Below are 15085 nucleotides of genomic sequence, written 5' to 3'. Positions count from 1 at the left end.
TTATCTTGTTTCTTTTCCAAGCCCACGGTATATGAACCCTTCTGTTTCTACCTCTTGGGGCTCAAATTTGCCTGCCAAATCCACAATGACTGGCGGTGACTTCATGAGCGCTTTGATCTTTTTGAGGTTCAAATTGCCCACTTGATCCTGTCTTGACAGTAGAATTATGCAGTCTGCGCCTTCTAAGGCGTCATTTAAGTTGGCTTTGGCTGCTGTGACGTTTTGAGGCTTTTTCTTCGCATTTGGGTCAAATACGTTAACTTTGGCGCCTTTTGCTGTGAGCATCCTAACAAGTTGCCCCTCAGATTCTTGGGTGCCTAAACCCAAAACGGCTATACGCGATCTACGCAACGTTTTTTCGCCGCGCCGCAATGCATCCTGAGTCAAGTTGAGCGCGTGTTTAACCATATCCTCGTTTATCTGCCTAGCCAACGTTGGCAATCGAAGTTTAACGTTTAGGTTTTCGGCGACGTCTAAGAGCAAATACGATTCATCGCCCCCTTCTTCTTCAACAATCGCGGGGTAGAATTCTGCCTCGTTAAATCCGAGCGTTTTTGCGGTTTTATAATAATCGAGATTTGCTTGTTCACAGAAAACTGCAAGTTCGTTAGCTAACGCTCTGTTTACATCCCGTTTTGTGATTGCGAAAAGTGTTGCTATCTCCGCGGTTTTTACGTCTTGGATTTGGGTGAGGTTTTTGGCGATGGTTTTTAGAATTGTGGTGGCTGCTTCTAGGCTGGTTTTGTCGCCTGCGGTAACTGTTGTATTTTCTTTTGCAAAAAGAGGATTGTAGGCTAAACCGAAATCTACGCCTACTTTGAGTCCTGAGGTGTTCTGCAGGGTTTCTTTTAAGATTCCCTCAAAGAAGCCAAATCCTCCTATTCCCCCATAAATTACCAGAACTCCAGATTTCAGCGCTGCTCCAACTTGTTTGCAGGCACTAAGGATTTGTGAGCCGTCGGTTTGTTTCTTTTCATCGACTTTTGTGCCAACCGCTATAATGATGATGTCGCTTTGGGTGACGGCTTTTTTGCGGTCGCCGCTCACACTTATCTGACCAGCGGTTATGTGGCATTTTAGTTCGGCTTCCGCTTGGGGTTCTGAGCGGGTTGTTTTGCCTCGAGTGACTTTTTTGGTTACGCTGGGATCCGCGTCGGTGCAGATAACTTGGAAACCTGCCTGCGCGAATGCGTTAGCGTAAAAAATGCCTTTGTGCCCACAACCGATAATGCCCACTGTATAGTTGGCGCGTTTCTGTGGCGAATCCACATCTTGTGGGTTTAGGCGTAAAACATTGGGCATTGACTGTTCTCCAAAGCTTGCCGCTTCCTACTATAACATTTGTAGGATTTTTTCAAGCGATGAAGTGTAGTCTGCCACTAGCTTTAATGCTTTTTCTTGGCTTTTGGCCTCAGCGTATAGCCGGAACACTGGCTCGGTGCCGCTGGGACGAATTAAAATCGCGCTTTTGTCACTGAACCAGATTTTGACGCCGTCAAGTGTGCTGATGTTTTCACCCTTTACTTGCTCGCTGATTTTTTGAAGAACCACTTCTTTCTTTTCATCTGGGCATTCGATTTTGCCTTTCTCAAGGAAGTACTGAGGCTCCTCAGCGACTAATTCTGCAAGTGACTTGCCTGTGTCTGCCATTATGTTTAGCAGCAATGCGGTTGTCATAGCTCCGTCACGGACTGCTTGGTGAGGTCCATAAAAGATGCCGCCGTTTTCTTCTCCGCCCAACTTGGCGCCCAGTTCCTTCATCTTCTGTGATACTGTTACGCTGCCCACTTTTGTCCAGACCAATTCGCCTTTGAATGCTTCTACGGTGTCTTTGATAAGTGTAGAGGAACTTACGGGTGTAACGATTGTTGCGCCCTTGTTTTTGAGTAGATACTGTTTAATGACGACTGCAAACGTTTTGTCGCCCCAATAAATCGCGCCATTAGCATCAACAAAGATGGATCGGTCAGCATCACCATCAAACGCAACGCCCATGTCGGCACCTAAGATTTTTACTGTAGCAGCCAACTCGCCAAGACTTTCGGGTCGAGGCTCTGGTTGTCTGCCTGGGAAAGTACCGTCAATGTTGGCGTTGAGGGTTGTAACTTTGCAGCCTAACTCCCGAAGAAGCGGCGGCGCAGTAAGTCCACCAACGCTGTTAGCACCATCAACAACGACATGGTAGTGTTTTGTCGCGATTTTTGCAGGGTTAACATGGGTTTTCATGGCTTGGACGTATTCGTTGTTTACTGCTGGCAAATCTACTTTTGCGCCCATATGGTCCCATGGTGCATAAACGATTTTGTTATCAAAATAGATGTTTTCTATCTCGGTTTCTTGTTCATGGCTGGTTTCGATGCCGTCGCTCCAAATGACTTTGATGCCGTTATATTGAGGTGGGTTATGAGACGCAGTGATTATGACTCCGCCGTCGAATTTGTGGTTTTTAACGGCGAATTGCAACGAGGGCGTCGGCGCCATACCTGCTAAGTACACGTTGCATCCTGTTGCGGTTAAGCCTGAAATGACTGCTTTTGCAAACATGGGTCCGCTGGTTCGGGCATCAAAGCCTACAAGCAAATTTTTGCCTGCGCCAAAAAATGTACCGATACATGCCCCAACTTTTGCTGCCATCTCAGGAGTTAATTCTATATTAACAAGTCCTCGAATACCGTTCGTTCCAAAAAGCTTTCGTGCGCTCATAACTGTTTCAACTCAAGACTATTTTACAATCGCTTTTGGGTTTAAAATGTTTTCAGCGACTTCTTTACCCTGACAAACCGCGCATTCTTCTGCCACATGGACTCCGTCTTTGATTTTAGCTCGGTCTGCGATGATGACGCCTTCACTGAGTTTAACGCTTTTTCCTATGTATGCGCCTTCTCCAATGATTACTTGGTTTAAGACTGCATTATCATCTATGACTGCGTCGGCGAATATGACAGAGTGAGATATTTGCACATTTTTACCTACCTTTACGTTTTTGCCTATAATCGCGTAGGGACCAATAACAGAGTCTTGCCCCACTGATACCTCGGCATCAAGGGCAACGGGATTGTTAACTACAAAATTGCCGGTGCAGTCCCGCTTAGCGGAGAGTGAATCCAAAATTTCTTTGTTGGCTTCCAAGTATTCTGTAGGTTTGCCTATATCCATCCAGCGACCATCAATGCAGCAACCAAACAGCTTGCCTTCCGCTGCTAACTTGGGAAATACTTCTCGCTCAATAGAAACAGCCCTGCCGGCTGGGATATACTCAAAAACTTTGGGACTCAAAACGTAGGCTCCAGCGTTTATTAGGTTGCTTGGTGCTGTGCCCTTAGGTGGTTTTTCAATGAAGCGTTTAATGCAGGTACCGTTGACCATTTCTGCTACGCCAAAGCTCGAAGGATCCTCGACGGTGCATAATGCTATGGTTGCAAGAGCATTTTTGGATTTGTGGGTGTCTATGAGTTTTTTGTAATCTATATCTGCAAAGATGTCGCCGTTGAGAACTATGAAGGGTTCATCGTGCCCTATGAGTTGCTCGGCTTTTTTGATGGGACCCGCAGTTCCAAGCGGCATCTTGGGTGGGTCGATGGAGAACTTTATTTTTAAGCCGCATTTGGGTGGGCGATACTGCCGGATGTAGAATTGTGTAATCGCGTTTACTGCTAGTATGGCTTCGTCGACTCCGCTTTCGGCTAAGCGTTCAAATATCCACGTTAGCAGTGGTTTGTTGACGATTGGAAAGAGAGTTTTAGGTCTAGTGCAACTTAACGGTCTAAGTCTTGTAGCAAAGCCGCCTGCTAAAATCAATGCTTTCAGAGCAATCCACCTTGCGTATCCCACTAGACTTGCTCATTTATTTAAACTGTTTTGGCATCAGCATCTTTATTTTGAGTTCAGATTTCCACCATTAAATCAGCAAATATGTAACTAAATGGCTGCTCAAAGTCGTCTCTAAACGTTAGAATGGTTTGTTTTCTACCGAATTTTTGCCATTTTATATTTTAAATGTGGGTGGAGGGTGGGTCTTTAAGGTGGATGGTTAGCGTTGGCTGCTGGTTCAAGTATTCGGTAGGTGTTGGTTATTGGCTTATCAAATGTAACAAACGATAGCTAAAAGTGAAATTTCCTTGTTATTTTGTTTATACAACCTCTCTTCCATCAAAAAACTGTTTTTCTTGGGTAACGGTTAAAAGCCAATGATGCACAGAGATACTCTAACATCACCAAAGGTTTGGTAACTACAATGGCCGCTAAAATTCAATCAAGGAAATTTGTTTCAGTTGACCCAAGCAAATGCATTGGATGCGGAATGTGCGAGTACGCCTGCACCGTAGAAAAAGGCGAAGGTATATGGAATCCTATTCATTCCAGAATTCGCGTTGTCCGCATGGCACCCGTATTTAACTTTGCACTCAGCTGCCGCGGATGCGTTGACGCTAAATGTGTGAAAGCCTGCCCCGAACGCGCCATAACTCAGTCACAAACCACTGGTTTACTCATTATTGATGATGAGAAATGCAAGGGATGCGACTGGTGTGTCCAAGCCTGTGACCACGGTGGAATAACTATCCATGCTGAAACTGGCAAAGCTATTGCGTGCAATCTGTGTAATGGTGACCCGCAATGTGTAAAAACTTGCCCTGAAGAAGCTCTTGAAATTGTTGAATCTGACGAAGAAGCTGACAAACGCTTCAATGACGCTTTAGCAACGCTTCCACAGCAAGCTCAACAGTTAACCTCGGTCGTTAACAAGAAAGACTGGCGACCCTTGCTCTCCGTTGCGGAAGCGCGTTCTGAGCGAATAACCGAAAAACTTGAAGCCCTCAACAAGAAGGCTCAAGAAAAGAAACTACAAAAGCAAGAACAGTAGTTTCTTTTTCTATTTGTTTTCTTCAAACCCCCTCAGAAAAGAGTCTATGTCAGCGGCTAATTTTTCACCCATGTAGCCGCCTTCTAACACAAAAAACGTTGGTTTACCCAACAGGGCTATTTTTTTGCCTATTTCAAAATAGTCCTCTTCCACCAGACCTAAGGATGCTAAATCCCCTAAATGGGTATCAAACCCTGCCGAGACTGCAATCGCTTCAAACTTGCTTAAGTCAACATCTTTGAGTGCAGCGTTTAGGGTTTCGAAGTATTTTTTTCTGCCAACATTGGGCGGCAAGCTGTAATTTATGCAGTTGGCTTCGCTTGCGCCGCCTGTGCCGGGATAATTGGGCGATTGATGAATTGATAAGTAGGAGACTTTAGCGTCGCCCAAAAAAACCTCTTGGGTGCCGTTTCCGTGATGCCCGTCAATGTCTATAATTAGGGTGCGTTTGTTGGATTCTTTTACAGCTATAGCGATGTTGTTTAGATAACAGAACCCCCGTGTGTAAACGCCTAGGGCGGCTCCGTAGCGTCCAACGTGATGCCCTGGTGGACGCATAAGTGCGAACCCGCAGGTTTGGCTGGCTAAAAGTGCGCCGCCAGCGGAGAGTCGGGCGAACTCGAAGATGTTATCGTAGGCGGGGCTGTCGGAGTCTTCAACTAATCCCTTCTTTAGGTTCCAGAGGTAATCCATGTCATGAACCGATAGAAGGGCGTCTTCGCTTGCAGGGGTGGGCTCCAAGAACTCGTACCCTTTTTGGGCGAGGAATTCTTGGGCGATTCTTATGCGTTGAGGGCCTTCAACATGCCATGTGCCGTAGCCTAAGCATTTTTGTGAAAAGACTATCTTGGTCTTCATCGTTAAATTCCATTAGACACATAAAGGCGCTTTCACATTAAAAATGTAACCCAAAAATCAACAAATCGCCATCTATGTCTGAAGTGAGCAGCATGGTTTCACAGAACCCCTTTGACCAATTTCGACAAGAATGCCGAACTGTCCTAGCCGAGGCGTTGAAAAAGACGCTGCCAGAAATCAAACAACCCCAAATAAACTTAAACAAAACCCCCAACATCGACCTTGGCCAGTTGGCTTCGTCTCTTTGTTTTGAGTTGGCAAAGAAACTCAACCAAAAACCGCTTGCTTTAGCCCAGCATCTGGTTGCCGCCATTGACCCCGCGGGGTTTGACCTCATCGAGAAGGTGACCACCGCAGGTGCAGGCTACATCAATTTCCACCTTAATTTCCCTAAATTCTCTGAGTTAACTCTGCAATCCATAAAACAACTCCACCAGCAATACGGCTTCGTAAAAACTTCTGCGCCCCAAAAAATGATTGTGGAGCACACAAGCGTTAACCCTCTGCATCCTATCCATATTGGGCAAGCCCGAAACCCCATGATAGGTGACGCCCTCGCCCGCATCCTAGCCTACCGCGGTCATATGGTGTCGCGGCATTACTATATTGATGATGTGGGGCGGCAGTCTTCGGTGGTTGCTTATGGTTATGAAAAGCTGGGCAGACCTAAGCCTACTGAGAAGGCGGATTTGTTTGTGGGCAAAATCTACACTGTCACCTGTTGCGTGGTTGAGATTAATCGGCTTAAGCGTGCCCGCGATTTAGCCATAACGGTGCATTCATCCGATGACTTAGTCAAGTGCAACAAGGAAATCGATGAGTGGATGTCCATAGCTGCGGAACTCAAAGAAAAGTTCCCTGTGCTGTTTGAGGCTTTGCTGACTAAAATTAGTGAAGATGAAAACCCTGAGGAAATCATCAGTCGCCTTAACCGCAACTATGAAGACAATGAACCCAACGCCAAGCAGCTTATTCGCGAAGTCAGCGACCTCTGTCTAGAAGGCTTCCGTCAAACGATGGCACGTGTCGGGGTCACGTATGATTCGTGGGATTGGGAGAGCGATTTTGTGTGGAGCAGCCAAGTCAGCGAGGTGCTTTCTCGGCTAAAAGCTACGCCGTTTGTGTTTAGCAAGGAAGGTGTGCTTGAGTTTGATGCGGATAAGGTTGCTAAAGTTTTAGAGTTAAAACCCAAGTTGGGGATAAGTGAAGCTAACGAGGTTCCGCCCTTGACGCTTGTACGCGCCGACGGCACCACCCTCTACACTACCCGCGACATCGCCTACACGATTTGGAAATTCAAAAACGCCCAACGCGTCATCAACGTCATAGGCATGGAACAGTCTTTGGCGCAGTTGCAGCTCAAGTTGGCGGTTTACGCCCTTGGGTATGGTGAGCAGGCAGAGAGTCTGGTGCATTTCGCCTACAACCTCGTCACGCTACCCGGTTATAAGATGAGTAGTCGACGTGGGCACTACATTACCTTTGATGAGGTGCAAGAGGAAGCGGTGCGCCGCGCCTATGAGGAAGTCTCTAAACGTTCCCCTATGCTTTCCGAGGAGGAGAAGCACAAAATCGCCGAGTTCGTCGGGTTAGGCGCTGTCCGTTACGCGCTTGTTGATGTGGACCCGGGTAAGCCTGTGATGTTTACTTGGGAACGTGTGCTTAACTTTGAGACCAACAGCGCCCCCTATGTGCAGTACACTCATGCTCGCGCCTGTAGCATTCTGCGTAAAGCTGCTCGGGAGCCCGAGAACCCCGCCTATGGGTTGCTTGCTGAGAAGTTGGAGAAGGAACTTATCCTTAACCTTGCAGGTTTCCCTGACATGTTTATCGAAGCTACCGAGTACCTAAAACCCAACATGATAGCTGACTACGCCAACGCTCTTGCCGACAAATTCAACACCTTCTATAACGCCTACCCGGTCATAAAAGCCGATTCACCTGAACTAAGCGACGCCCGCATAGCCCTAACCGAGGCAATCCGAATAGTGATGAGTAATGCGTTGAATTTGATTGGGGTTGTTGCGCCCGAAAAAATGTAGATAGCCTCTGGAGACCTCAGAGACATATTCTCTTCCCTCATTTCTACTGGGTTTCAATATGTCTTTGAGCTTGTTTTCTGTCAATACGACCTACCCCTCTTAGGCAAATAGACCCCCCTATAGGTTTCTGCATAGAACCACTAATAGGATCCTAATAGACAGCAAATAGGTTCGTTGACCGAAAAAGAAAGCAATGAACGACAATGCCGCCGTTTTCCGTTAACCCGACATTGAAAGCCTCAATAGTGCGCTAAGCGTCAAAGCGTAAATTTTATTATATTATTTTACAGGTATTTCATGGGCAACAATGGCAAACGCAAAATTTATTGTAACAACACTTTTGATTCTATTGATGTTTGGTTCTGTAGTTTGCGAAAGCGTTTTTGTTGCTGCCAATCCTGTTCCTTGGCCGACCACTCCTAACCGGGAAAAACCTGTTCTTGCCTTTCAATCCCCCACAGATTATGCCACATATAAAACTGAAGTTCCTGTCGATTTTACTGTGACCGCACCTGAATCATGGGCTACGTACGCTATGCAATTGGTATTCCCTTGTTACTATGTTGGAGAAATGAAGTATGTTGAGGTTTACTTGGATTCCAACCTTCTCATTAATTATACTGCGGGCAGCGTCCAGTCATATTTTAACGGAAACCGGACGCTCTATCCTATTCGCGGATTTGATGGTGAAAGTACTCATTATTTATTTGAGTTGAATCAGACGACTACGGGTAGCCATACGCTAAATGTTACTGTTTTCTCTTTTACCTATGCGGACGGAGACCCTCTTGATGATACCGCCATTGCTTTCAGAACTGGTTATATTGACGCTGAACCCATTTACGCGTATAAGTATCCTAATGTTGTTTCTGAAGTGGTTCACTTTACGGTAGAGGAAGGGAATGTGCCTTTGCCTACGGCGACGCCTGTGCCTTCTGCGCCTGAGTTTTCTGGGTGGGTGGTTTTGCCGTTGCTGGTTGCGGGTGCGGTTGTTGCATTGGTGTGGGTTAGAAAGGGGCGCGGTGCCCAAATTCTTCTAAATTGAGCGTGTTTTTGGCGGTTTGGTGGGTGTTCTCGGCAGCCTTAAATACTTGTAAATAGATAGTTGTTTACAGAGGTTTAATGTATGCCGCCAAACTGCTCCGTCTCCTCACCCCTCAGCCAAAGCCAAAAAGACATCTGGGCACTCCTAAGCCGAGGCCTTTCCGTGAGCAATATCGCCGAAAAACTCAAAACCACCCGCCAATACGTCAACCAAACCCGCCTAACCACCGAAGCCAAACTCCAAACCACGCTCCTTGACGTCGCCGCCGTCAACGACCTCCAAGTCACCAAACTCTACCCCAAACAAGCCATCCTCCTAGGCTACCACCCAGGACTAAAAAAGAAAGCCATCATCACCTATACCACCAGCCACGGACTAAAAGTCTGGTACTGGCACGACGCACCCGAAGAAGTCACCGACCCAATCTTTCTCAACCAAACCCGACAATACCTAATCGACATCGCTAAAGAGCGGGGCATAGAAATCCCAGACGCCCAAAATATCCATCCTGCAAAGCTGGCACACATGATTTTTTGCCAACTCGTTCCGGAGTTAAAGGCATGACCCTGAAAAACAAACTTGAAGCGCGTCTAAGAGGCTGGTTTCCACAAGACCCCTATACCTTAGACAAGCAGATGCAGCTTCAACTTAATACAAACCCCCTAAAACTCAAACACATCCGGGAAAAATTTACAATCAATGTGGCACAACTGGTCGCTGTGGTTTTATCTATATGCCTGATACTGGGCGGCTTGTATCTAACCTCAGCGTCTACAACCAAGGGCTCCTACTCTTTGCCTATAAACAGCGTAACTTATCATGAGCCCGTCCAAATTGACGGAACCAACTATAATTCTTCTATTCACCTCTTCATTTCGCCGCCTCTACAAGAAAGTATTCTTGGTCCTGCCAACAGGGTAAACATGCTCTATGTGTATCTTAACGAACCTGGAAACATCAGTTCTGGAGCATATGTTACCACGTTAAAGTACGTCCGCTTCAACACCACACTAAATGCGTATACGCCAGAAGAATTCAATCAAACAGGTACATTTGTGCCCGATGAGGCAAAAAAACCAGGCTTGCTCTTTAGCGCAGTAGACTTGAAACCTCCGTTTGAACCTAGTTCGGCAGGTTTAGAACCGCTAGTTTCAGAGGTTGTTTTCACGTTATACTGTAACGCCAGTAACGCGGGTGCGTCTTCATTTACAATAGAGACCCCTATTAATGGGGCTCAAAGCGGCTATATCATAAGTTACCCCTACAGAGACAGCGGTAACATCATTCTCGCTGCTGGGATATTCAGTTTGCTGGGTGTTCTTGTCATTTCATTAGTCAGTTTAGGTAGAAGTCAAGCGTCATCTAGCTTAAAGAAAATGCCGTATCAGGAGCTGAAAGCATGAGCCTAAAGAAAGGGTTGAACAAAATTAAAGGCTGGTTCCCCGCAGATCCCATGTTGAACGCAAACAACCGTCAACCTAAACCCTTCTTGCCAAACAAGCCGTCCAGCTTTAGAGAACGTTTAGTGGGCGGTTTAGGTGCTGTCGGCGTAGGCTTTACTCTCTTAGGCGGATTCTTTTATTTTGTGCCTTTTTACCCCAAACAAGTTGTTGCTGTGCTGCTGATTGCGGGTGTTCCCTTGCTTGTGGCAGCATTTCTCGTTTGGAGGACATACAAACACTGAGGCTGAAATCGATGGAAACCAAAGAAACCCTAAAAAAACTCCGAGGCTGGTTCCCCAAAGAGTACAGCTCAACCATCCGACAAACAAGGATAATCAGCGAAAATCATCAACCGCCTCGGGTTATTCCAGCAGATTATAAATTGAGCGCAACCAAAACCTTTGGTGCTTTTGCGGTCTTTTACATATTTCTGGTCTCATTCAATATTTCTCTTGCGCTTAGATCTGAAATCCACACTATGCCAGTGTTCCAAATTATGGTTTGGATAATTATAGGGGCAGCGGTTGGTCTTGTTGCATGCGGGATCTTTACTAGAAACCAACTTAATCGACTTTCCAAAGAGTACATAATCGGGCCAAATGGTAAGGACATGCTTCTGTTGATTGCTCCAACAATGTTGTTCCTTATTTTGGTAAGTCTCTTTGTTTTGGTAAGTTTATTTGTCCAATTCAACACCTTTAGCTTTGCCCTCCAAGGGTTTTTTTTCTCGACGTATAGCTTGATGTTATCGCTGATATTAGCGCGAGTTGTCCTGTTTGCTGCTTTTGAGAAGAAGAAAAACATGCGAATAATGCAATCTTGGTTCGGATTGGAATTTGTTCTCATGCCAAAAGCGCCCAACCACAGCAAAGGAGCCGACTAAAAATGAAGGTAAAACGAAGCCTAAAGTCACACATCAGAGGCTGGTTCCCACAAGAACCCCTATCAAAGAGCCTGCAGACCTACCACCCAACAAAGCCCGAAACTAAGACCGCGCTGGACAAAAAAGCGTTTAAGGTCGCCAGCATAGCCAACGCCCTATTAGTCAACGTCTTTTTAGGCATCAATTTCTTGGTTCTGCGACCAATCTATCACTATTACTTGACTTTGGAGATGTCGCTTTTGGCTTTCGGAACCTTTGCGGCCGCGCTGGTTTCGGTTAATGTGGTGATTTATCGCCACTACAAACAGCGTCTGCTACCTAAAGGAGGGCTACGATGGGGTTAAAGCAGCGTTCAAAACAATTCCTAAGAGGTTGGCTACCACAAGACGCAAACATCCCAAACAACACCCTAAACCTCAACGGCGCAGGCCCCGCAGAGGCAAAATTCCAATTCAACAGGCGCTTCTGGATGGGACTGGCTTTCTCGTATGCGCTTTTTGGTCTCTTGGTCGTGGTGCCTTTTCTGCTCGGCTACATAGACGCTACCATAGTGGGTTATGGCTTGACAGGTATTGGTTGGAGCCTCGCATGCATGGCAGTTGTATACCTACTCAACCGCAGACCTGACCTAAGAAAAAGAGTCGGCTACCTTGTTGGCGGCGTCTGGATAGGGTTTGCAGTCTTCGACCTGATTGCCCTTGTGCTATTCCCACGCCAATTCCTTGCCGCAGGTTCAGCAGCTATAATTTTGTCGCTAACGGCAGCACCAGCGGTCGGCGGCGCAATCGGCTACTTGGTGGGCAAAAGAAAGTACCCAAACGGCAGTGGCATCACTGGATTGGAGGCGCAAAATTGAGTAACCCAAAAGCCTTCCTGAATCGGATTCGCGGTTGGCTACCCAAAGACCCCGCCCTGTCCAGTACAGTTACAGCGCAAGCAAACCCAAATATCCGCCATCGCCTCACCCTAAAGAATTGCCTAGCAATTTTCATCATACCCTTCGCCACAGTCCTCATCATGATGGCATTAATGCATGGGTTAGGTCTGGGGAATAACTACGCAACCTCCGCGGCAGTAGGGATAGGCATCTTGGCTACTGTGGCTGTGAGCGTCTTGTTCAGGGAACCCATCCAAAATCAACCCTTAACAAAGGAGGGACGGCGGGTGGCTACGATAATCGGGGTGGTCAACGTTGGTATGATCGGCGTATTTTTGGGAACATATCTTTGGATAAACCCAAACCTCGCGAGTGAGATAACTTTGGGCTTGTGGATTGCCCTATTGGCTGCGTTCTTCTTAGTTAACAATTTACTGTACAGAAACCTCAAAAAACAAATCAACATGGAGAGTGTGTAAATGACTTTTAAGAATCGCTTAGAGCATAGACTCAGAGGCTGGTTACCACAGGAACCCACCTTAATCATTCACCAGAAGCAGCCTGAACACAAAATCCCCTATATGGTTCCATGGTTTGCGATGGCTATCTTAGTTGGTGCGGCTACGGCGGCTGGGCTTGTGCTTTTAGGAGACTTTTTTAGGTTCACGGTGGGCTACGGCGCCTATTTCTGGTATGCGGCAGTTGCTGCTGGAGCTTGGGTCTGCGCCGCGTTTGTTGCTATTTACGGTTACTCCAAAAAACATCCCCCGGAGGCGGAGAAGAGTGAACAAGAAAAAGTCGCTGAATAATCATGTTCAGGGCTGGCTCCCCAAAGAGTTTGCCGCCTCAAAACCCCAAAAACCCGCTGACAAGTATACGCCTATGGTTCGATGGACTGCAAGAGCCCTTGTTGCTGGCGTGGGAGTAAGCGCGGCGCTTTTAGTTCTCGGCGATATTGCAGGTTTAACCCAAGGCGTAGGCGGTTATCTTTGGTATGCTGTTGTTGCATTCGTCGTCTGGGGTGGGGTGGCGGCGGTTCCTTTTCTGGTTAAACACAAAACCTCTCCGCAAAGGAAACCCCGAACATGAATGCGTTAAAATCTCTACAACACCGCATCCGAGGTTGGTTCCCCAAAGACCCCTCTATTCCAACAATAATTTCCCCGCCGCATAGTTTTCCAAACACTGCAAATCCGTCTCCTCCGTCCCGACAATTCTATTATGCAGTGCCAGACTACAAAATCATTCAGAACACTTGGTATCTAAAAGGCGCTGGATATGTGGGTATAATGGTTGGGTTATTCGGCGCTTTAGAATCCTATTTCTTTTATGAACAAGAAAGGGTACTTTTAAGATTTGGAGACATACCTGCGGACAATCCGCTGTTTACTGCTCTTCCTGTTTGGATTGCTACTTTTGCGATACTTGGTTTTTCAGGTGCCATCGCAGCACTGATTGGTTTTTTAATTGACAAAAAACAAAGCGCCCGCGAATTCTTCTTCGGGGTTAAACCCCATCGTTGCTTCGGGAACTACATGTTTAAGGGAGGTTTAGCTTTCAGTATGTCTTCCTTGCTTTGGTTCTTCAACTACTTGGTCAATCCATATTGGCTCGGGTTGTGGACTACTGCAATATTTGCGTCAGTCGGCATCGGTTCTTTGGTTATTGGCATATTAACGCTAAGGAAGAAACGGGTCTGATAAAAAACAACTCCAACGATTCATCCGCAGTTGATTCCCAAGCAACCCCAACTCTGCCCAAACCAATTCCGAACTTTCATCTCTTTTTAAGCTCTTTTTCCATCGCCGCCGCTAGTAGCTTCCATGCTTGAGCATCAGCCTCACATAACTCCTCGGAGAGGGCTGCGGGGTCTGCGTCTTTATCATATTCAATATGGGCGGCAGTAAAAGTCAACATTGAGGTGTCTTTGCTTAGGGGTGTTATTTGGTAGAGGAACTGCGAATGCCTATGTGGACCCGAGAGGTGGGTGGAGACCCAAAAGAGACTCTGAGGGTAGAGGGTGACGAGTTTCTGCTTAACAATCGCTCCTGCCGAGGTGGTAAAGGTGTCGGTGAGGAGGATCACGCCGTCGGCAACTTTTATGATCTCACGTTTAGCATCTGTATCACCCATCAACGTGTTGTCGGCTGCGTCGAAGTTTGTGCACCAGTCAAACGCCTCTTTAGCGGAGACAGAAAAAACCTGCGTAAACTGGTACCGAATCGTTTGAGGCAAACAAGTCACAGCTTCTAAGAATGTTTAGAACAGTATTTTATTTTTGTGATAGACTTTTTGGTCTCTGGTTTTCATTTTTTTGAAAAGAGGCCCCGTTGGCGGGGTGAAGGAGACTTGCGGTCTAGCTGATTAACGTTGAATTTCTGCTTTGTAGCAGTTTAAACATAGTTGCCTATCGTCAAGTAAATATTCGGGATTATTTGTGCCACAACAAGCACATTCCTCGCCTGTGGCTTTACTCGATTGAATGTTCATTCTTATTGCCGAATTTTTTCTTGTCATACGATTACAACCTAATACAATTATCGAATATTTTACTAAAAAATCTATTGAAAATTAAATATGTGTACATATGAGCTGCTATATGAAACATTTATCAACTCACAAGGCTAACCGACCATAGATATTTTAAAATAAGCAAAAACTGGGATTTTTCGACATTCATTCTACTATATTAAACTATTAAACAAAAATAATAGAAGGGTAAAAACCCATCTATCCCTCTGCAATAGATTCGGAAACAGGTTGTTGCCCTTGGATTGGCTTCTCATTTTGATTTTGTGAGCAATCCTCACAGGTTGGAGGTTCAGATAAATCCAGTTGATGTTCTATCGTGCATCTGCACTGGTTACCGTTTTCTTCTTTAACTAAGCTACCCTTTGCTGCTAGTCTTGTGTCATAAACGGGTCCATAAATTGGGTGAATGAGTTTTTTTGGGTAAGATTCACCTAATTTGATAGTCCACGTGTAGCCATCTAGTGCCTTGCATATGGGGCAGACTTGCGTGTCTTTTTGTGTTCGCCAAATCACTTTAGCAGAGAGATTCATGGTCAATTTTCCTG

The 15085-nt window shown here is 46.2% G+C and carries 19 protein-coding genes; 13 read left to right on the top strand and 6 right to left on the bottom strand.

Annotated features, from left to right (window positions below; translation table 11 throughout):
- The 3 genes from NWE92_00290 to NWE92_00280 are packed head-to-tail and all read right to left on the bottom strand — an operon-like array spanning window position 1 to window position 3831.
- A complete protein-coding gene (locus tag NWE92_00290; protein ID MCW4028073.1) occupies window positions 1-1302 on the bottom strand; it encodes a nucleotide sugar dehydrogenase in 1302 nt (433 codons plus the stop codon).
- A 30-nt stretch (window positions 1303-1332) separates the two neighbouring features.
- Window positions 1333-2703: a phosphoglucosamine mutase gene (gene glmM, locus NWE92_00285; GenBank protein ID MCW4028072.1), complete on the bottom strand. Its 1371-nt coding sequence runs from the start codon at window positions 2701-2703 to the stop codon at window positions 1333-1335.
- 18 nt (window positions 2704-2721) lie between these two features.
- Window positions 2722-3831 (bottom strand): NDP-sugar synthase, encoded by a 1110-nt coding sequence (locus tag NWE92_00280; GenBank protein MCW4028071.1) that lies wholly within the window; start codon window positions 3829-3831, stop codon window positions 2722-2724.
- Window positions 3832-4234: 403 nt separating this feature from the next.
- Between NWE92_00280 and NWE92_00275 the strand changes: the two genes are divergently transcribed.
- A complete protein-coding gene (locus NWE92_00275) occupies window positions 4235-4861 on the top strand; it encodes a 4Fe-4S dicluster domain-containing protein (protein ID MCW4028070.1) in 627 nt (208 codons plus the stop codon).
- A gap of 9 nt (window positions 4862-4870) precedes the next feature.
- Here the strand turns inward: NWE92_00275 and NWE92_00270 are convergent, their stop codons facing one another.
- Window positions 4871-5719: a histone deacetylase gene (locus NWE92_00270; protein MCW4028069.1), complete on the bottom strand. Its 849-nt coding sequence runs from the start codon at window positions 5717-5719 to the stop codon at window positions 4871-4873.
- A gap of 74 nt (window positions 5720-5793) precedes the next feature.
- Here NWE92_00270 and NWE92_00265 point away from each other — a divergent pair, with 74 nt between their 5' ends.
- From NWE92_00265 to NWE92_00210, 12 genes are all read left to right on the top strand, one after another.
- Window positions 5794-7761: an arginine--tRNA ligase gene (locus NWE92_00265; GenBank protein ID MCW4028068.1), complete on the top strand. Its 1968-nt coding sequence runs from the start codon at window positions 5794-5796 to the stop codon at window positions 7759-7761.
- A gap of 307 nt (window positions 7762-8068) precedes the next feature.
- On the top strand, window positions 8069-8806 hold the full coding sequence (locus tag NWE92_00260; protein ID MCW4028067.1) for a hypothetical protein: 738 nt from the start codon (window positions 8069-8071) through the stop codon (window positions 8804-8806).
- 81 nt (window positions 8807-8887) lie between these two features.
- Complete coding sequence (locus NWE92_00255) at window positions 8888-9370, top strand: hypothetical protein (protein ID MCW4028066.1); 483 nt, start codon at window positions 8888-8890, stop codon at window positions 9368-9370.
- Window positions 9367-10209 (top strand): hypothetical protein, encoded by an 843-nt coding sequence (locus tag NWE92_00250; GenBank protein MCW4028065.1) that lies wholly within the window; start codon window positions 9367-9369, stop codon window positions 10207-10209. The genes NWE92_00255 and NWE92_00250 overlap by 4 nt, the downstream gene beginning before the upstream one ends.
- Window positions 10206-10490 (top strand): hypothetical protein, encoded by a 285-nt coding sequence (locus NWE92_00245; protein MCW4028064.1) that lies wholly within the window; start codon window positions 10206-10208, stop codon window positions 10488-10490. Before NWE92_00250 ends, NWE92_00245 begins: the two co-directional genes overlap by 4 nt.
- An 11-nt stretch (window positions 10491-10501) precedes the next feature.
- Window positions 10502-11131, top strand: a complete 630-nt coding sequence (locus NWE92_00240) for a hypothetical protein (protein ID MCW4028063.1) — start codon at window positions 10502-10504, stop codon at window positions 11129-11131.
- A gap of 2 nt (window positions 11132-11133) precedes the next feature.
- Window positions 11134-11475: a hypothetical protein gene (locus tag NWE92_00235; GenBank protein MCW4028062.1), complete on the top strand. Its 342-nt coding sequence runs from the start codon at window positions 11134-11136 to the stop codon at window positions 11473-11475.
- Entirely contained in the window at window positions 11466-11987 is a 522-nt protein-coding gene (locus tag NWE92_00230) for a hypothetical protein (GenBank protein MCW4028061.1), read from the top strand. Before NWE92_00235 ends, NWE92_00230 begins: the two co-directional genes overlap by 10 nt.
- Window positions 11984-12487, top strand: a complete 504-nt coding sequence (locus tag NWE92_00225) for a hypothetical protein (GenBank protein MCW4028060.1) — start codon at window positions 11984-11986, stop codon at window positions 12485-12487. Before NWE92_00230 ends, NWE92_00225 begins: the two co-directional genes overlap by 4 nt.
- The gene (locus NWE92_00220; GenBank protein MCW4028059.1) at window positions 12488-12817 is read left to right on the top strand and encodes a hypothetical protein; all 330 of its coding nucleotides are present in this window, start codon (window positions 12488-12490) and stop codon (window positions 12815-12817) included.
- Complete coding sequence (locus tag NWE92_00215) at window positions 12792-13097, top strand: hypothetical protein (protein ID MCW4028058.1); 306 nt, start codon at window positions 12792-12794, stop codon at window positions 13095-13097. Before NWE92_00220 ends, NWE92_00215 begins: the two co-directional genes overlap by 26 nt.
- Window positions 13094-13708 carry a hypothetical protein gene (locus tag NWE92_00210; protein MCW4028057.1) on the top strand — a complete coding sequence of 205 codons (615 nt, stop codon included), beginning with the start codon at window positions 13094-13096 and terminating at the stop codon, window positions 13706-13708. The genes NWE92_00215 and NWE92_00210 overlap by 4 nt, the downstream gene beginning before the upstream one ends.
- A gap of 76 nt (window positions 13709-13784) precedes the next feature.
- Here the strand turns inward: NWE92_00210 and NWE92_00205 are convergent, their stop codons facing one another.
- Together NWE92_00205 and NWE92_00200 are read right to left on the bottom strand one after the other, a co-directional pair.
- Window positions 13785-14243, bottom strand: coding sequence for a hypothetical protein (locus NWE92_00205; protein MCW4028056.1), 459 nt, complete (start codon window positions 14241-14243; stop codon window positions 13785-13787).
- 495 nt (window positions 14244-14738) lie between these two features.
- On the bottom strand, window positions 14739-15071 hold the full coding sequence (locus NWE92_00200; GenBank protein MCW4028055.1) for a hypothetical protein: 333 nt from the start codon (window positions 15069-15071) through the stop codon (window positions 14739-14741).
- Window positions 15072-15085 lie beyond the last annotated feature (14 nt).

Source organism: Candidatus Bathyarchaeota archaeon (assembly GCA_026014745.1).
In the GTDB taxonomy this organism is placed as follows: domain Archaea; phylum Thermoproteota; class Bathyarchaeia; order Bathyarchaeales; family Bathycorpusculaceae; genus Bathycorpusculum.
This window is presented reverse-complemented; position numbering and strand designations above follow the sequence as displayed.

Bases quoted from the DNA above. Each gene is read 5' to 3' on its own strand.
- NWE92_00290 (MCW4028073.1), bottom strand. From the start codon at position 1,302: ATGCCCAATGTTTTACGCCTAAACCCACAAGATGTGGATTCGCCACAG.
- glmM (MCW4028072.1), bottom strand. From the start codon at position 2,703: ATGAGCGCACGAAAGCTTTTTGGAACGAACGGTATTCGAGGACTTGTT.
- NWE92_00275 (MCW4028070.1), top strand. From the start codon at position 4,235: ATGGCCGCTAAAATTCAATCAAGGAAATTTGTTTCAGTTGACCCAAGC.
- NWE92_00270 (MCW4028069.1), bottom strand. From the start codon at position 5,719: ATGAAGACCAAGATAGTCTTTTCACAAAAATGCTTAGGCTACGGCACA.
- NWE92_00265 (MCW4028068.1), top strand. From the start codon at position 5,794: ATGTCTGAAGTGAGCAGCATGGTTTCACAGAACCCCTTTGACCAATTT.
- NWE92_00260 (MCW4028067.1), top strand. From the start codon at position 8,069: ATGGCAAACGCAAAATTTATTGTAACAACACTTTTGATTCTATTGATG.
- NWE92_00255 (MCW4028066.1), top strand. From the start codon at position 8,888: ATGCCGCCAAACTGCTCCGTCTCCTCACCCCTCAGCCAAAGCCAAAAA.
- NWE92_00250 (MCW4028065.1), top strand. From the start codon at position 9,367: ATGACCCTGAAAAACAAACTTGAAGCGCGTCTAAGAGGCTGGTTTCCA.
- NWE92_00245 (MCW4028064.1), top strand. From the start codon at position 10,206: ATGAGCCTAAAGAAAGGGTTGAACAAAATTAAAGGCTGGTTCCCCGCA.
- NWE92_00240 (MCW4028063.1), top strand. From the start codon at position 10,502: ATGGAAACCAAAGAAACCCTAAAAAAACTCCGAGGCTGGTTCCCCAAA.
- NWE92_00235 (MCW4028062.1), top strand. From the start codon at position 11,134: ATGAAGGTAAAACGAAGCCTAAAGTCACACATCAGAGGCTGGTTCCCA.
- NWE92_00230 (MCW4028061.1), top strand. From the start codon at position 11,466: ATGGGGTTAAAGCAGCGTTCAAAACAATTCCTAAGAGGTTGGCTACCA.
- NWE92_00220 (MCW4028059.1), top strand. From the start codon at position 12,488: ATGACTTTTAAGAATCGCTTAGAGCATAGACTCAGAGGCTGGTTACCA.
- NWE92_00210 (MCW4028057.1), top strand. From the start codon at position 13,094: ATGAATGCGTTAAAATCTCTACAACACCGCATCCGAGGTTGGTTCCCC.
- NWE92_00200 (MCW4028055.1), bottom strand. From the start codon at position 15,071: ATGAATCTCTCTGCTAAAGTGATTTGGCGAACACAAAAAGACACGCAA.